The sequence below is a fragment of the Roseomonas nitratireducens genome (assembly GCF_017813355.1).
GTDB classification, from domain to species: Bacteria; Pseudomonadota; Alphaproteobacteria; order Acetobacterales; family Acetobacteraceae; genus Neoroseomonas; species Neoroseomonas nitratireducens.
Genome location: NZ_JAGIYZ010000014.1, coordinates 1 through 15,854 on the forward strand (window position 1 = coordinate 1; position 15,854 = coordinate 15,854).

The following is a 15,854-nucleotide window of genomic DNA, read 5'->3' on the forward strand; positions in this document are numbered from 1 at the left end:
CTCCAAGCTCAAGCAGTTCCGCCGCGTCGCAACACGCTTCGAGAAGACCGCCCGCAACTACCTCGCCGTCGTCACACTCGCCGCCACCATCCTATGGCTCAGGTAACTGTCCACACGACCTAGGGTGGCGCCGGGGCGCTGTTCTTCGAACGGCACGGGCATCAGGCAGCAACGGTACACGCCTGAACGGGCTGTGGTGCCTTGCGAGGCGAGCCAGGGCCCAGCAGGCTTCCTGAGGCAATATTTCGAATGGGGGGCAGGGAAGGCGAGGCGCCCGGCACACGGCCGCGCGGACCGCCGAAGTGTCTGCGACACCGCGAATGCGTGGTTGTGCGCCCAGTCTCCGGCGAACCGGTCTCGACCATCCGGAGGCCCTGATTTCCCTGATCCGCCGGGAAAGAACAGGGAATTTGCGGGTCCAGCGACCATCCTGGGGCGAACAGCCATGCCGAACCCAGCAGAAAGCCTCACCTTCCCGGTCGAATTCCCTGAGTGGGATAACAGGGAAAATTGAATACGCTTCAGGAAAGCGCAGAGAGGCGGCGCGCGAGGAAGTACGATAGTGCGTGTCGTCGATTCGGGACTGCCGGGTAGCCACGTCCCGCCTGTGCATCGCCGATACTCGTCGCCCGTCCCGGGGGCTGCGTTCGTGGAGTTGCCCCCATCAAACCGGACATGCGGCTTGGGTTGCTGACTGCGCAGGGATGAACTCACGGGGCGAGCGCATGCGCGGAGATGGCGTCCTCTTTGGGTTCTGATGCCCTGACACACAAAGACAATCATCTTACGGTTGACCGCGTTTTGTGCTGTTGTACGGAGACGCTATTTGGGGTGGCTTTGCCGTTCATCATTCGAACGAAGCAGCCAACCTGACGTCAGCAGAACAGCTGCCTTTATTGGAAACACCATGTCCTCGAAGAAATCAGCTCTCGATCTCGCTCAGTTGCGAGCCCTTCTCGAACGGGACGAGGCAGAGATGAGTGTCGTGTTCTCGGATCCCTCGTTGCCAGACAACCCCATGATCTTTGTCAGCGATGAGTTCGAGAGACAAACGGGATACGCCTCTGCCGAGGCCGTCGGGAAAAACTGTCGCTTCCTGCAGGGACCCGACACAAGCCCGCATGCCATCGAGGCGATCCGCCACGCCCTGCGCGCACAAACCCGCTTCACGATCGACATCCTCAACTATCGCAAGGATGGGTCCGCGTTTGTGAACCGGCTTCGAATTAGACCGATTTACGATCCGCAGGGCCATTTGATGTTTTTCGCCGGAGCGCAGAACCCCGTCTAATCCGATAGCATGATCAGGGCAGGCCCAAATGGAGCTTGGCCGCCGCGCCTTGCCCACCGAGAAGGACGCAACCCGATGATTCGTCTCGCCAGCTTGGCGCCTGCCGGAATGCTCGCTTCGATGCCCGCGATGGCGCAGCCGGTCACCCTGATCAACGTCTTCGAAGTGCCAGAAGGCAAGCTGCCCGAGGCGATTACGTATTGGGAGGCTTCGCGCGCCTTTCTCGCGACCCAGCCGGGCTTCATCCGCACACGCCTGCACCAACCCATCGCGCCGAATGCGCGCTTCCAGTTGATCAACGTGGCTGAATGGGAGAGTCCCCAGGCCTTCCAGCCCGCGAGTGCGCGCATGCAGCAGGAAGTTTCGGGTAGCGCCACCTGAGAGCTTGCGGTTCGTGCCAGGGCTGTACCGCATCATCCGCGAGTAGCACGCCCTCAAACGTCGCCGGAGGGTTATTTCCGCGTCCGCCGCGCCCATCTCCGACACGTCTCGGGATAGGCGCTCGCCATGCAGCATTCGGCCATTGCCACCAAGCGACCCTTGGCACGCCTGGGGGACGCGACCCGCTTTGCCGCCTGGGCCTTCACGCCCTTCCAACGCTTGGCCGCGCGCGAACTCTACGGCTTGCTTGCGACACGCGCCTTCACCGAGAACGGTCTCTACCTCAACCTCGGCTATTGGAAGTCTGCACGGACCATCGACGAAGCCCGCGCCGCCCTCGCAATGCTGGTCGCCGAGGCGGCGGGAATGGGACCCGATGACGATGTGGTGGACGTCGGCTTCGGCTTTGCCGACCAGGACATGCTGTGGATGGAGCACTTCGCGCCACGCCACATCACCGGCCTGAACGTGACACCGATGCAGGTGCGCCTGGCCCGCCAGCGTGTGCAGCGTCGGGGCATGGCGGATCGCATCACGCTCACCGAAGGCTCCGCCACCGCGATGTCGCTGCCGGATGCATGCTGTGACATTGTGACCGCCGTGGAATGCGCCTTCCATTTCCACACCCGCGCCGATTTCCTCGCCGAGGCCTTACGCGTGCTGCGGCCGGGTGGGCGGCTGGTACTGGCCGACGTGATTCGTGCGGCGCCCGAACCCGCGGCGCTGCGCCGGCGGGTGCAGGATTTTACGTGGTCCCAGTTCGCGCAGAAGTTCGATGTGCCCGCGGCCAATGCCGACCAGCGAGCGCCTTATGCCGCGAAGCTACGCGTTGCCGGCTTCGCGGCGGTGGATGTGACGCCAATTGGAGAGCATGTCTTCCCCGGTTGGCACCGCGCGCTGGCTGAGGACCCTGCACTGTTCGCCAGACTACCGATGGCCGGCCGGTTGCCTTATCGGCTGCTGCTAAACCTCGATGCACGGACGGTCTACAGCGCCTTCGACTACGTGTTGGCAACCGCGCGCAAACCGACAGGAAAGGGCGTGCGCGATGGCGCTTTATGACCATACCGCCACGCTAGTCACGGGCGAGGAGCAGAGCCTCGCGGTGTATCGCGGCCAGGCGCTGCTAATCGTCAATGTGGCGTCGAAATGCGGCTTCACGTCCCAGTACAAAGGGCTCCAGGCGCTGCACGAGCAATATGCGCCACGCGGCTTCGCGGTGCTGGCTTTCCCCTGCGACCAGTTCGGCCATCAGGAGCCTGGGTCCGACCAGGAGATCGCCGCCTTCTGCGACCGCAACTATGGCGTGACCTTCCCGGTCTTCTCCAAGATCGAGGTCAATGGGCCGCGCGCGCATCCTTTGTATGTCTGGTTGAAGCAGCAACAGGGCGGGCTACTGGGTAGCGGCATCAAGTGGAACTTCATAAAATCCCTTGTCGACAAGGCAGGTGTTGTTCGCGCCCGCTTCGCGCCCACGACCACGCCGGAAGGGCTCTCGCGTGATGTTGCGGCGTTGGTGTGACGGCGAGGACATCGCCCCAACACCCCCCGACAGTGTCGGCCGAGGCGCCTGCCGATTTCGCCATCAGCGTTGAGCTGACGATTTAGCAGATCGGTGCATGGTTCATGAACCATCGCGCTAAAGACGCATGGCTGGCCTGCGATTGCATCCGCCAGCGCTGGTCACAGATGTACCGCGGTGACAGACGCCGGACATCATCAAGCCTCGACAGCGGCGCGGTGCAACAAGAAGGACACTCCCTATGACCACCCTGTTTGCGAGCTTTGCCGGCGCGCTACTCACGCTGCTGGTGTTATCCGGCCACGTCCTGGCACAGCGCATGCGCGGCGATTTAGCGGTTGATGCCAGCAGGCGGCGCATGCCTCCAGGCGGCGCTTCGGACGTTGCTTGACCAGCGTTCCCCTATTTCCGTCTTAGCTGACCTCCCGCGCGGCGATGATTGGCCAAGGTTTGGCGGTGATCATCGGCGCCAGTGGTGCCATCCGTGCTGCCCTGGTCGCAGCTCTCAGGGCTGGCGGCGGCTACAGCGACGTGTTGGCGTTTAGCGGCGCCAGCGCGCGCCGGGTCTCCTGCCCGCGCCCCGACCATCGCATTCATCCCCCCGACGGTCTGCGGATCATCGAGATCGACCTCCTGCGCCGCCCGTAGCATGTCGAGCCAGCGTTCGGGGGCGCGTCTCGATCGATCTCCCGGTCCGCAGAAAGCAACAAGATGATCGCGACCTTCGCTTGCTGGACGAGGGGAACTACGCGTCGATCACCGAGATGGCGGCGGCGGAGAAGATCGAGCGCGGCTATCTGGGCAGCCTGCTGAGGTTGACGCTGCTTGCGCCGGAAACTGTTGAGGGCGTCTTGGACGGTCGCGGATCGGCGAACCTTACCTTGCCGCGACTGCTTGAACCCTTTCCGGCACCGTGGCGCCAGCAGCGCGAGGCGCTTACGACATAGTCGGGGCGCATTCCTTTTGGCTCGGCTGACTTAAATGGGCGGGAAGCGGTCGCTGCGGGTGAAAAAGTCAAGGGCGCTCCCCCGCGCAGAGCAGGAGTTCGTTCGGTCCCGCCCACCCGAGAGGCGTCGTGAACTGATCAAGCTCGCGCGCCATCTCGTCCCAAGCCCGCTCCTGGATTTTGGGCGAAAGCGGCCGTAACAGGTTCATGATCGGCGAGCCTGCACAGCGAACGAAGTCGAGGTACTCCCCGCAGCTTGGCACGCGGAAAGGTGCCGTCAGCGATCGGACCGACACGCCCTGGAAGCCGGCTCTGGCGAGCAGGTCCGACACGAGCCCGTGCTCGCCGAGGCTCAGCAGCGATCCCGGCGGTGGCTGGTGGTCCGAAGGCAGGCCGGCATAGGTCCGGGCGATGCGGCTTGTGATGGCGATGCACGGATTGGCTTCGGCATGCGAAAATACCAATGCCGCGAAGCGTTTCCCCGGTGCCAACGCACGGAGGATGCCCTGCAATGCGAGGAGTGGCCGCTGGGAGAGCATGAGGCCGAGGCGGCAGATCGCCGCATCGAAGCCAGCGCCGTCCATATCCAGCGCTTCGGCGTCGGCAATCCGCGCCTCCGTCCAGTGTAGGCCCGCACGACGCAGGTTGTTCTCAGCCAGCGCCACCATGGCCGGCGCGACATCGGTGGCCAGCACCGCACCCGTGGGCCCGACGCGCCCGGCGATGTCGATGGTCTGGTCGCCGGCGCCGGCCGCGACGTCCAGCACACGCATCCCGGGTCCGATCCGCGCGGCGTCGAGCATCGCCTCGTTCGCCTCCGCCAGCCAAGCACGGATCAGGGTCGTGTTGCGGTCCCAGCCGGCGGCAGCCCGGTCCCAGGCCTTGGCGGCGTCCTGCACAACGGCGGCCATCAGTCGGCGCGGATGCCGCTGGCGGCGAGGAAGGCCTGCCAGGCCGGCCTCTCCTGCGCGATCCGCGCCGTCATCGCTGCGGGTGTGCCGGCGGCCGGCACCATCGCCATGGTGGCGAAGGCAGCGCGCAGCGCCGGCTTTGCCTCAGCCTCGCGGATCGCCTCCGCCGTGCTCTCCGCCAGGGCGGGCGACGCACCGCCCGGCAGAAAAAACCCGAACCATTCGCCCATGACGAGGCCAGGAAAGCCTTGCTCGGCCGCGCTCGGCACCTCCGGCAGGAAGGCGCTGCGCCCGGGACCGGACGTCGCAAGCACGCGCACGCGGCCGGCGGCGTGGTGCTCGCGCAGAAGCCCCTCGGGCAAGGCGAGCACGGCGATTCGCCCGGCCAGCAGGTCCGCCACCGCCGGCGGGCCACCGGGATAGGGCACGTGCGTTGCCTCCACGCCCGCCTCGGCGAAGAGCTTTGCGGGCAGCAGATGCGGCAGGCTTCCGACGCCCGGCGAGCCGAAGTTGGCGGCCGATGCATTGGCGCGCCCCCAGTCGCACAGGCCGATCAGGTCGCGCACCGTGCCCGGAACCGCCGGCCCGACCGCGAGGCCGAGGGTCGCCTCGGCGGCGATCGAGACAGGCCTGAGATCGGCGTCGGGCTCGTAGCCAAGCTCCCGGAACAGAAAGGGGTAGATGCTGGCGACCGCGCCGGCAGCGAGCAGCAGGGTCGAGCCATCGGCTGGCGCCTGCCTGAGCGCGCCGACGGCGACCCTGCCCGCTGCGCCGGCGCGATTCTCGACCACGACCGGTCGGCCGAGTTGGGCCGCGATCTGCTCCGCGTAACGGCGCGCAATGACGTCCGGGATGCTGCCCGGGGAGGCGCCCGTGAGGACTCTCGCCGGCGCGCCCTGGGCCAGGCCGCCGCGCGGCAGCCCGACCAACGTCAGCGAAGCCGCGCCTGTCGCGCGCATCCATTCGCGTCGCGACAGCCTTGTGATCGACATCCTGCGACTCCTTCCCGGCAGGCGGCATGGAGGCCGCCAACTCGACCAGCCTGTGCGCACCAGTCTTAGCGATGGGGTAGCGATTGGCCTCCCCAAGGTCAGAAGGCCGCCGCCTGGGCGATTCCGTTGGCGGCCCCGGCCAGGGTGGAGGCTGCCGCAGCGGCCAGCAGCACTGCGGTGCCGAGGCGGAACTGCGTCTGGCGCGTGGCCACCGCGCGCTGCACCGCCGGTCGCCCGAGCAGGAGCGCCCAGCCAAGGCAAACGCAGAGGGACAGCGCCGCGGCCCCCGCGGCGACCACCCAGCCGGCGCCCAATCCGGTACCGACGAGCGGGCCAGTGAAGGCTGTCGCGAAATAAGCGATCGTCACAGGATTGAGGACGGCCGTGCGAAAGCTTGTCAGAAAGCTGGCGCCGAGACCGCCTTGGCGCTGCCCAGGCCGGGACCGCGCGATCCTGAGCGCCGCGAGGAGCAGCAGGACACCGCTCGCCAGCGCGAAGACGTCGAGTGCCGGGCCGGAGCGCGGCAGGGCTCCCGAGGCCAGTTGCGCCACGCCGGCGATCAGGCCAACCGCGAGCGCATTCGCCCCGCACCGCGGCAGCGCCGCCCGCATGCCATGCCGCGCGGCCGCGTCCGCCACCAGGAGCACGTTCGGCCCTGGTGTCATCACGACCAGCGCGTAGCCTGCCAGGACCTGCCCCGCCATGCCTGCCCAGATCTCCATGACCGATCTCCCTCGTCGCTCCTGGCCGGGCGGGAGGGCCCGCCGCGGCGCGGGCAGAGAGATGGCAGGGGCGGTCTTAGAGACCGGGTAGCGGTTCGCGCAGCCGCGCCGCGGCTTCGCCGAGGCCGGCCCGGGTGAGCCGGTCGGCGGCAAGGCCGAGCCCGCGCTGGACGCGCCGAAGCAGCATCGCCCGGCGCTCCATGACGAGCGGCACGGCCTCGTCGGGCAGCAGCGGGGCCCGGTAGAGCGCCCGGATCGCGTCACCATGTCCGGCGATCTCTCCAGTCGGGCAGGTCTCGAGCCGAACGAGTAACCCCTCCAGCGCCCCGACATCGGTCCAGCAGCGCTGCGGGTTGAGCTGCAGCGCCCCCTGGCGCAGCAGGACGCGATCGTCGCCGCCGAGCATCTTCCGGAGCCGGTGCAGCGCGTTGTCAAGCGCGTTGCGCGCCGCGTCGCCATCCGAATCGGGCCAGAGCGCATCCGCCACGCGTTCCTGCGCTAGTGGGGCCGAGCCATGTGCCGCAAGAAGTCTTAGCAGCTCGAGCAGTCGCCGGCTTTCCTTGCGGGAGGAGGGCAGCGGGGCATCCGTACGCTCGATCTCAAACGGACCGAGAGCGCGGATGCGCAGCGCCCAGGGCCAGGCTGCGCCGGCCTCTGGCGGCGCCATCAGGTCGTTGCGCAGCACCACCTCGCGCGCCACCTCAGGCTCCACGCCGTGCTCGAGCGCCAGTGCCGCGAGCCGGGCCATCATGTCGCCGCAACAGAACAGCATTGGCCCGTGGCGGAACCCGCACTCGCGCGCGACGCTGTAGGTGGGGCAAAGATGATCGAGCGCTTCCGGCACGTCACCGCGACGCAGCGCCGCATAGGCCGCGACGCAGCCGGCCACCCAATGGTGCCATCGACAGATCGCGTGGAACGGATGAGCGAAGACCTCGGCCAGGCGCTCGCGCGCCTCGTCATGCGCATCGGCATGCGCCGCGGCGAGGGCATTGGCGATCAGGGCGATGTGCTCGCGCATGCGGAAGCCGCTGCTGCGGGCCGTCGCCACAGCGGCCCGCATCAGACGCAGCGCGGTGGGCCGGTCGTCCTCCAGCAGCGCCAGCATGCCGCGATGATGCTCGAACGCGGTGCGGTCGGGCGCATTGTCGGGGCTCAGCGCGGCGGCGGCGAGGTCCTGATGCCGCCGTGCCCGCGTGGCATCGACCGCGCCGAGGGCGGCGATGACCGCCATGTTCTCCGCCGCCGCGCGCTGGCCCGCGAGCGAAGGCTCTGCCTCGACCAGCGCCAGGGCCTGCCCGGCATCGGCGAGCGCCTCGGCGTTGCGGCCGAGCAGCGCCTTGACCCAGACACTGACGCCGAGCCAGCGCATCGCCGTCACCGGCGCGTTTCGGCCCTGCGCGGCAAGCGTGTCGATGCGCCGCAGCACGCGGTCGAGCCGGTCCACATGGCCGCGCCAGAGCAGGTGGAAGGCGAGCGAGCCGACCAGCAGGCGCTGGCCGAGCGCCGCGTCGAGGTGCAGCAGCCGCTCGGCGCGGTCCGCGAGGGGCTCGGCCAGTTCGTGCCAGGGCGCGTGGTAGACGACCGCGGCGAGCAGGCCGGGGACCAGGCGCATCTCCGCCGCGTCGTCACCTGGCGTCGCCGCCAGCGCGGCGTGGCGAGTTAGCGACGCTATCCATCGGTCGAGCTCCGGCAGCCGCCCCAGAGAAATGAGCGCATTTGCCGCCCCTGCGGCGGCGGCCAGCGCCGCCGCGCCATCGCCCGCCGCCTCTGCGGCATCATGGGCGAGAACGAGGCGAGGCAGTGCGTCCGTGGGGGCCAGGTCCAGAAGGCAGAGCCCATGCCAATAGGCGAGCCGTTCGCGCGATTCCGGCGGCAGCGCCTCGATCAGGCGCAGCAGCGCGCCGGTACGCCCCTCCGAGACGTAGCGCGGCGCGGCGTCGCGTAGCGCCGCCTCGGCCTCGGCCCAGGCGCCGGCCTCGGCGAGGAGACCGAGCGCGGCATCCGCCGCGCCGGTCTCGAGCAGCATGGAGGCCGCATGCCGGCGCAACGCCGCCACTTCCTCCGGCGCGGCCGTCTCCTCGAAGCGGCGGCGCAGCACCTCACTGAACAGGGCGTGGAAGGTGTAGCTAGGCTCAGGGCCATCGCGCCGGTCGGTGAACAGGCTCGATGCTGCGAGGCGCTCCAGCAGTGCCGGAGCGTCGGCATGGCCGCTGACCCGGCGCGCGAGGTCGGCTGTCGCACTCGGCAGGTAGGCGATGGCCGCAAGTGCGCGCTGTTCCTCATCGCTCATGCGGCGCAGCACCTCGCCCGCGAGGAAGTCGAAGAGACGCTGGCGCGCCCCGGGCGCTGGCAGTGCTGCGTCAGCGGGCGAGCCGAGCAGCATCAGCGTCAGCCCGGCGGCCCAGCCCTCGGCGGCCGCGAGCGCCGGGGCCATGGCCTCCGACCGGCCGTGCAGACGTACTAGCTCATGCGTCTCCGCCTCATCGAAACGGAGCGCGTCGGCGTCGACGATGGCGAGGTGCTGGCGCGCGAGCGCCAGCGCATAATCCGGCGGCGGCGGCTCGCGGCTAACGAAGATCCACTGGACGCTGGGCGGTAGCTCGCCGAGGGCGCGTGCAATCGCCTGGTGCAGAGGGTGGTCGCCCGGCAACTCCTGGTGGTTGTCGAGGACGAGTGTCCATTCGGAGGGCAGGCTGTCGAGCAGCAGGCGCAGTCGGCGGCTCAGGCTGCCGGACAGATCGGAGAGGTCGTCCGTGCCAAAGGCGGGAAGGTCGAGAGGCAAGGCCGCCGCCATGCCCGCCAGCCGATCGAGCGAGGCCACAAAGGTTGGCGGATCGGCATCTGCCGCGTCCACCTGGAACCACAGCGTTCGCCGACCGCGCGCCCTTAGCCAAGTCGCGACCAGCGTTGTCTTGCCCGCTCCGGGCTGAGCAGCGATCCAGACGCCGGGATAGTCCAACAAGGCATCGAGCGCGTCAAAGAGGCGCCCCCGGTCGAAGGCGCGCCCCAGACGCGGCGGCGATAGCTTCCCGAGCGCGGCCGAGGCGCGGCGTTCCGGAGACCCGCTACCGCCAAATTCCATCGGCCCGTTCCGTCTCCCAGCAGCTCCTTCGTATGAATGGTAGCAAAGAACAGGGCCGTTGCTGAAACCCTCGACGCAGAAGCCGATCGATAATGCCGACCCGGCTCAACGCTTCATCGCTGGGGCTCCCCGGTGCATCTCGCTGGCATGGGCCGACTGGTCCGCGCCAAGGCCGCTCGCGGGACGCTGGGAACCGGCTCTCGCTGTGATCAAGGCGAGTGATCGGCCAAGGCGTTGGGCCTATCGGCGCTCGCACGCGGCGGATGCGCCGGCAAGATCGACGGCGGTCGGTCAGGATGCGGGGGCCGGGGAGGCGGTGCGCCGCGCCGCGATGCGCGGGACGCGCGGCCTGTCTTCCTCGATCGGGGCTGAGGCGGCTGCCACCCGGCGCCCGGTGGCTCAGCGGGTCCGCAGCAGGATGATGCCCGTGGTCCTGTCGGAGGATGTGCGCCTCAATTGCCAACGGTGTTTAGGAGACCGAATCTCGCAGATCTTTCTTCGTCGATTGATACGCTTTCTGCTGCGCGGCCATGCGACGGCGATCGGCCTCCTGCAGCATTCGGTCTTTCGTCAGCCCCGACGTCGCCATTTCCCGACTCAGCTTCTGGAAATGCGTCCAGCGGTCGGCATCGAGGAGGCCCGCCTCCAGCGCGCTGCGCACGGCGCAGCCCGGTTCTGTATCGTGCCCGCAGTCGCGAAACCGGCAATTCTGGGCCAGCTGCTCTATGTCGTCGAAGACTGTGCTAAGACCCTCATCCGCATCGACCAGGCCCACTTCGCGTATGCCAGGCGTGTCCAGGAGCAGCCCTCCGCCAGGCAGCAGCACGAGTTGACGATGGCTGGTCGTGTGACGTCCCCGGGCATCTGCCGCGCGGATGTCCCGGGTCGCCATCCGCTCCTCGCCCAGCAGGGCATTCACCAGGGTCGACTTGCCGACGCCCGATGAGCCGATCAGCACACAGGTCTCGCCCTGCTTGACGTGATCCATCAGGCCGCCCAGGCCGAGGCCCTGGCGCACGGAAACGATCAGCACCGGGCATCCAGCTGCCAGGGTGGCGATCTCCGCGGCCTGGGCCTCGGGTTGCTCGCACAGGTCGGCCTTGGTCAGTATCACGACGGGCCGCGCACCGCTCTGCCAGGCAGCCGCGAGAAAGCGCTCAAGCCGCCGCGGATTGAGGTCGGCGTTCATCGAGGTGACCACCAAAACGACGTCGATGTTGGCGGCGATGACCTGCAGTGTCTGCACGCTGTCGGCTGCCCGACGCACGAAGGCCGTGCGGCGAGGCAGGACGGCGTGGATGGTGGCTGTCCCCTCGCCGTCATTCGCCGACAGAGCCACCCAGTCGCCGGCAGCCGGGTGGCCCGCCTCCCGAGCCTCGTGACGCATGCGTCCGGAGAGCTTGGCGCTCAACGTGCCGACATCCGTGGCCACCAGGTTCGCCAGCCGCTGCTGGACGATGATACGCCCAGGGATGTAGCCAGCTCGCGCATGCGGCTCGAATGCCAGCCGCAGCGCATCGGACCAGCCATATTGTTCGATCAAACGCGGCACTTTCACGTGGGATGGGCAGTCTAGCACCGACCGGGCGGTGAGCCGCGCCCTGGGTCGACCCCGATCAGACAAACGCGGGAGTGCCCGCCCGATCTACCCGCACTCTGAGCAAGTCAGCAGTCCGCGCTTTTCGCGCGTCGGTTCGATCGCATAGCCGCAGCGCATGCAGTTCGCGCCGTCGTCGGAGGGGTTAAACGGATCAGCCACGTGCCTTGCGGGCGGGGTCGCACGGACCTCCTTGCGCGGCCGCCCTCGGCCGCGGCGCGCGGTGGCATCGGGCGCTACTGCCGCCTTTTCCGACGCAGGAGCCGAGGATGCCTCCTTGGCCGCCGCAGGTTCCCAGGCAGGCATCACATGCGTCTTGGGCCTTGTTGCTGGGGCGGCGGGAGGCGCAGATGGCGCGGGCGTCGCAACCGGCCGCTGTGCCGAAAAGCCTTCGTCCCAGGATGCGGCGCGGAGCTGTGGGTCCATGCGTTGCGGGCGATCTCTGCTCGCCGTGCCGGATCGCACGTGCACGACTTCCACTGTCCGGCTGCCGCCGGCCCCGTTGCGACGTGGGATGTTCAGCGTTTCGCGGCGGTTCGTCGGCTCTGGCTTGTCGTCTTTGAAGCGGGCGAAGACGCGGTCGATGTCGTCCATGGACGTCCAGTATGGCGAGGTAAAGCGGCACTTCGGCGCCGCAGAGAAGCTTGGTGGTCGATCGACATTTCGCAAAACAGCGCGATTGCAGGAGCGATCGACTTACTAACTTTTGGCACCAGGGCTCGACAAACAATAGCGCAATTCAACGGCTTAAGCTTGAGGGAAAAGTCGCCCTACCCTCAAGGTTCGGAGACTCTCTGTTCTCTCCGGCCGAAATTCGGCGCTTGTTGCGCATTCGAACCATCAAGGTCCGCGCGCAAGCCCCGGCCAAACCTGCGCCTCAGCGCGGTCATCTGACCAGAAGAGACCGGTTGTGAGAGAGACGAATGGAGCAGGGGAGGGGATTCGAACTGTAGCCCCCAAGCCGCGATGGCCGGCCGAGAGCCGGCATCAGATGGTCACTGTCATGCATTGGCATCGTCGGTTGCGTGTCCCCGATTTGAACTTGTGGCGGGGGGGTACGGGGTTAAACGCGGCGTCCTGCCGTCGACGAGAATGGTCCACGCTGCCCCCGCCAGCGCGTCGGAGGTGCACCTGCACATTCCGCTCGACTTCCCGGCGACGGGAAGCATTGGTGCTGACGCGCCGCGGGAGAGGGAGCCCGCGAGGGCAAACCCGGCAAGTCCCGGGCTTCGGGTGGTGCGAGCGCCGCATGCGGCGGCGTCTCGGCAAGGAGCCATCCGATGTCCACCACCAAGACCCTCACCGTCGCCCAGCTTCTGATCCTCACCACCGCCGCGCAGCGGCCCGACCATATGGTCCTCCCCCTGCCGCCAATGGTCCGCGCCCGCGGGAGCGCCCAGCGCAACCTGCTCGGCGCCCTACTCAAGTTGCAGCTCGTCGCAGAGGTGCCCGTCGACGATGCGAGCATCGCCTGGCGAACCGATGCCGCCGGCCACCACCATGGCCTCCGCATGACCGCCGCCGGCCTCGCCGCTGCAGGTGCCCCTGCTGAGGCGGCGGCGGAGCCGGCGGATACTGATGCCGATAGCAACGAGGCCGTGAGTTCGGCGGGCAGCGACGCTGCCGCGGTCGACGAGTCCAACTCTGAGCAGGGTGGCCAGGATGCTCCGCCTCGGCGTCCGACCGGCAAACTGGGCGAGGTGCTGCAGGTGATCTCCGCCGAGGCGGGTGCAACGCTCGCCGAGATCACCACGCTGACCGGCTGGCTGCCGCACACCGCCCGCGCCGCGGTTACCGGCCTGCGCAAGCGCGGCTACGACGTGGCGCTCATCGAGCAAGACGGCCGCAAGGCCTATCGCCTCAACTCGGCGGGCTGACGAGGGGCGAATGCCCAGGCCACGCAAGGCGGGTTCCGGCCTGCCCGAGGGTGAATCGCCTGCCGCAGCGCTGCGGCAGGCATGGGAGCGCCTGCACGGCAGGCCGGCGCCGGCCGCGCTGAGCTTGGACTTCCTGCAGCGGGATATCGCCTATCGCCAGCAGGCAGACCAACACAGCGGCCTCAGCGCCGAGGCCCGACGCCGCCTGGCCGACTTGGCCTGCGGCGCCTCTTCCAGGGCACCGCAGGCGCGGACATCAACGCCGCGCCTCAAGCCCGGCTCGACCCTGCTGCGGGAGTGGCACGGCAGGACTTACACCGTGCTGGCCCTCGAGGAGGGCTTCGAGATGGCGGGGCAGCGGTTTGCCTCCCTCTCGCAGGTCGCCCGCCACATCACCGGCGTCCACTGGTCCGGGCCGAGGTTCTTCGGCCTCCGGCGGGGCGGGGCGACCGCTGGGGCGAGGCCTTCCGGCCGGCAGGCTGACGATGCGCGCGATGCGTAGCCGCCGGGGCTCGGGCCAGCCCGCCGCCAAGGCCGGCCTGCGCTGCGCCATCTACACGCGGAAGTCCTCCGAGGAGGGGCTGGAGCAGGAGTTCAACTCCCTCGATGCCCAACGGGAGGCCTGCGAGGCCTACATCCGCAGCCAGCGGCACGAAGGCTGGTCCCTGCTCCCCACCCGCTACGACGATGGCGGCCTGTCCGGTGGCAGCATGAACCGCCCGGCGCTGCAGCGCCTGCTCGCCGATGTCGCCTCAGGCCGGCTCGACCTGGTGGTCGTCTACAAGGTCGACCGCCTGACTCGCTCGCTTTCGGACTTCGCCAAGATCGTCGAGGTGCTCGATGGCCATGGCGCGTCCTTCGTCTCGGTCACCCAGCAGTTCAACACGACCACCAGCATGGGCCGGCTGACGTTGAACATGCTGCTGTCCTTTGCGCAGTTCGAGAGGGAGGTCACCGGCGAGCGGATCCGCGACAAGATCGCCGCGTCCAAGCGCAAGGGGATGTGGATGGGGGGATCTGTCCCCCTCGGCTACGAGGTGAAGGACCGCAAGCTGATGATCCACCTGGCCGAGGCGGAGCGCGTCCGGTCGATCTACCGGGCCTACCTCGACCTGGGCACGGTGCGGCTCGTCCAGCAGCACCTCGTCGAGAAGGGCATCACGGGCAAGGGCGGCCGTCCCCTCGCCCGTGGCGCCGTGTTCCATCTGCTGCAGAACCGGGTCTACCGGGGCGAGGTCGCCCATCGCGGCAACGTCTATCCCGGCGAGCACGAGGCGATCGTCGATGCCGAACTGTGGGACGCGGTGCAGCGTGGCTTAGCCGAGAGCCGGGCTGATCGGCGCCTGGGTGGCAATGCGAGCCACCCGAGCCTGTTGGCGGGGATGGTCACGGACGCCACTGGTGAGCCGATGATCCCGACCCATGCGAACAAGGGTGGGCGGCGCTATCGCTACTATGTCTCGAACGGCTTGGTGACCGGCACGCGAGAAGATCATGCCGAGGCGCTGCGGGTGCCGGCGGCGGCGCTGGAGCGGGTGGTTGTCGGGCGGATCGCCCGCCTCCTCTCCGATGGGTCGGAGGTGCTGAGCGTGATGCGATCCGTTGGGGCGCTGCCACAGGAAGCGGCGCGGCAGCGCAGTATCCTCGAGGCTGCAGACACGATAGCGCGACGTTGGCAGCAGCAGGACCACGCGGCGCAGCGGGCGATCCTGTTGGCCCTCGGCGCCGAAATCACCGTGCAGCGGCATGAGATCGCCATCGACCTCGTGCCGCACGGACTGCTCGCCGTTCTCACCAGCAAGAGCCAAACCCCTGCCCGTGTCGCGGTCAGCGGCAGCGGCAGCCAACATGGTCACGCGCACAGAGATGATCGGCGTCTCCCGTGCATAACCCTGACGGAGCCGGTGGCCCTCCGGCGCGCCGGCCGTGAGATGGCGCTGCTGGTGGGATCGACAGTTGCCGCGGATCGGTCAGACCCGTCGCTGGTCCGTTTGATCGCCAAGGCCTTGGCGCTGCGAGAGGCGTTGGTGTCGAGTACCGCGCCGAGCCTGACGGCGGTCGCGGCGGAGCAGGGCATCTCGCAATCCTATGCGACGCGGCTGGTTCGTCTGGCCTGGCTGGCGCCTGACATCGTCGAAGCGATCCTCGGTGGCTGCCAGCCCGCGAACCTGACGGCATCGCGGCTGATGCAGGACACCCGGATACCCACCGACTGGCAAGACCAGCGCAAGGCGCTCGGGTTCGTCTAAGCGGGGGTCGTGCAGGGGCTGCCGCGGCTCGGGAAGCATCTCACCTGCGTTCACTGCCCGCCAAGCACCTCCAAAACGCCCAGAGCCAGCGAGGGTCCGTGGCCTTACGCAGCTTCGCGGACCGGGGCGTCCGACCCCATCCGTACATGCCGAAATGGCCAGGAGAGACAGAACCGGCATTCGGCCCGGTGAACCCGCCGGGCCCGCGTCTCTCAGGTACGATTCGCCGGAGGCCCTTGCGTGTCTGGCCGGAAAGGCGGGGCATTCGCGGGCCAGGGTCG

General features: G+C 68.4%; 16 protein-coding genes and 1 pseudogene. 11 read left to right on the forward strand and 6 right to left on the reverse strand.

The features are described from left to right. From J5Y09_RS14825 to J5Y09_RS14860, 8 genes and pseudogenes are all read left to right on the forward strand, one after another. A pseudogene (locus J5Y09_RS14825) lies at positions 1-106 on the forward strand (IS5/IS1182 family transposase); the annotation flags it as partial. Positions 107-907: 801 nt separating this feature from the next. Then, positions 908-1,291 (forward strand): PAS domain-containing protein, encoded by a 384-nt coding sequence (locus J5Y09_RS14830; protein WP_209352590.1) that lies wholly within the window; start codon positions 908-910, stop codon positions 1,289-1,291. Positions 1,292-1,366: 75 nt separating this feature from the next. Then, a complete protein-coding gene (locus J5Y09_RS14835; RefSeq protein ID WP_209352591.1) occupies positions 1,367-1,672 on the forward strand; it encodes an antibiotic biosynthesis monooxygenase family protein in 306 nt (101 codons plus the stop codon). A 126-nt stretch (positions 1,673-1,798) separates the two neighbouring features. After that, on the forward strand, positions 1,799-2,734 hold the full coding sequence (locus J5Y09_RS14840) for a class I SAM-dependent methyltransferase (RefSeq protein ID WP_209352592.1): 936 nt from the start codon (positions 1,799-1,801) through the stop codon (positions 2,732-2,734). Continuing rightward, entirely contained in the window at positions 2,721-3,194 is a 474-nt protein-coding gene (locus J5Y09_RS14845) for a glutathione peroxidase (RefSeq protein WP_209352593.1), read from the forward strand. The genes J5Y09_RS14840 and J5Y09_RS14845 overlap by 14 nt, the downstream gene beginning before the upstream one ends. A 241-nt stretch (positions 3,195-3,435) precedes the next feature. Next, the gene (locus J5Y09_RS14850; protein ID WP_209352594.1) at positions 3,436-3,585 is read left to right on the forward strand and encodes a hypothetical protein; all 150 of its coding nucleotides are present in this window, start codon (positions 3,436-3,438) and stop codon (positions 3,583-3,585) included. Positions 3,586-3,644: 59 nt separating this feature from the next. Next, complete coding sequence (locus tag J5Y09_RS14855; RefSeq protein ID WP_209352595.1) at positions 3,645-3,842, forward strand: hypothetical protein; 198 nt, start codon at positions 3,645-3,647, stop codon at positions 3,840-3,842. An 80-nt stretch (positions 3,843-3,922) separates the two neighbouring features. Beyond that, positions 3,923-4,141 carry a hypothetical protein gene (locus J5Y09_RS14860; RefSeq protein WP_209352596.1) on the forward strand — a complete coding sequence of 73 codons (219 nt, stop codon included), beginning with the start codon at positions 3,923-3,925 and terminating at the stop codon, positions 4,139-4,141. A gap of 67 nt (positions 4,142-4,208) precedes the next feature. On the opposite strand, the gene J5Y09_RS14865 is transcribed toward J5Y09_RS14860, so the two are convergent. The 6 genes from J5Y09_RS14865 to J5Y09_RS14890 form a co-directional block, all read right to left on the reverse strand. Next, positions 4,209-5,051 carry a class I SAM-dependent methyltransferase gene (locus J5Y09_RS14865; protein WP_209352597.1) on the reverse strand — a complete coding sequence of 281 codons (843 nt, stop codon included), beginning with the start codon at positions 5,049-5,051 and terminating at the stop codon, positions 4,209-4,211. Next, positions 5,051-5,980, reverse strand: a complete 930-nt coding sequence (locus J5Y09_RS14870; protein ID WP_209352598.1) for a tripartite tricarboxylate transporter substrate-binding protein — start codon at positions 5,978-5,980, stop codon at positions 5,051-5,053. Before J5Y09_RS14870 ends, J5Y09_RS14865 begins: the two co-directional genes overlap by 1 nt. Positions 5,981-6,141: 161 nt before the next feature. Continuing rightward, entirely contained in the window at positions 6,142-6,765 is a 624-nt protein-coding gene (locus J5Y09_RS14875) for a LysE family transporter (RefSeq protein WP_209352599.1), read from the reverse strand. A gap of 76 nt (positions 6,766-6,841) precedes the next feature. Beyond that, positions 6,842-9,850, reverse strand: coding sequence for an AfsR/SARP family transcriptional regulator (locus tag J5Y09_RS14880; RefSeq protein WP_209352600.1), 3,009 nt, complete (start codon positions 9,848-9,850; stop codon positions 6,842-6,844). A gap of 469 nt (positions 9,851-10,319) precedes the next feature. Next, a complete protein-coding gene (gene rsgA / locus J5Y09_RS14885; protein ID WP_209352601.1) occupies positions 10,320-11,393 on the reverse strand; it encodes a ribosome small subunit-dependent GTPase A in 1,074 nt (357 codons plus the stop codon). Between the two features lie 102 nt (positions 11,394-11,495). Further along, positions 11,496-12,041: a hypothetical protein gene (locus tag J5Y09_RS14890; protein WP_209352602.1), complete on the reverse strand. Its 546-nt coding sequence runs from the start codon at positions 12,039-12,041 to the stop codon at positions 11,496-11,498. A gap of 686 nt (positions 12,042-12,727) precedes the next feature. Here J5Y09_RS14890 and J5Y09_RS14895 point away from each other — a divergent pair. The 3 genes from J5Y09_RS14895 to J5Y09_RS14905 are packed head-to-tail and all read left to right on the forward strand — an operon-like array spanning position 12,728 to position 15,573. After that, positions 12,728-13,324: a DUF3489 domain-containing protein gene (locus J5Y09_RS14895; RefSeq protein WP_245217148.1), complete on the forward strand. Its 597-nt coding sequence runs from the start codon at positions 12,728-12,730 to the stop codon at positions 13,322-13,324. Between the two features lie 10 nt (positions 13,325-13,334). Continuing rightward, positions 13,335-13,826: a DUF2924 domain-containing protein gene (locus tag J5Y09_RS14900; protein ID WP_209352603.1), complete on the forward strand. Its 492-nt coding sequence runs from the start codon at positions 13,335-13,337 to the stop codon at positions 13,824-13,826. Further along, positions 13,810-15,573 (forward strand): recombinase family protein, encoded by a 1,764-nt coding sequence (locus J5Y09_RS14905; RefSeq protein WP_245217149.1) that lies wholly within the window; start codon positions 13,810-13,812, stop codon positions 15,571-15,573. Before J5Y09_RS14900 ends, J5Y09_RS14905 begins: the two co-directional genes overlap by 17 nt. Positions 15,574-15,854 lie beyond the last annotated feature (281 nt).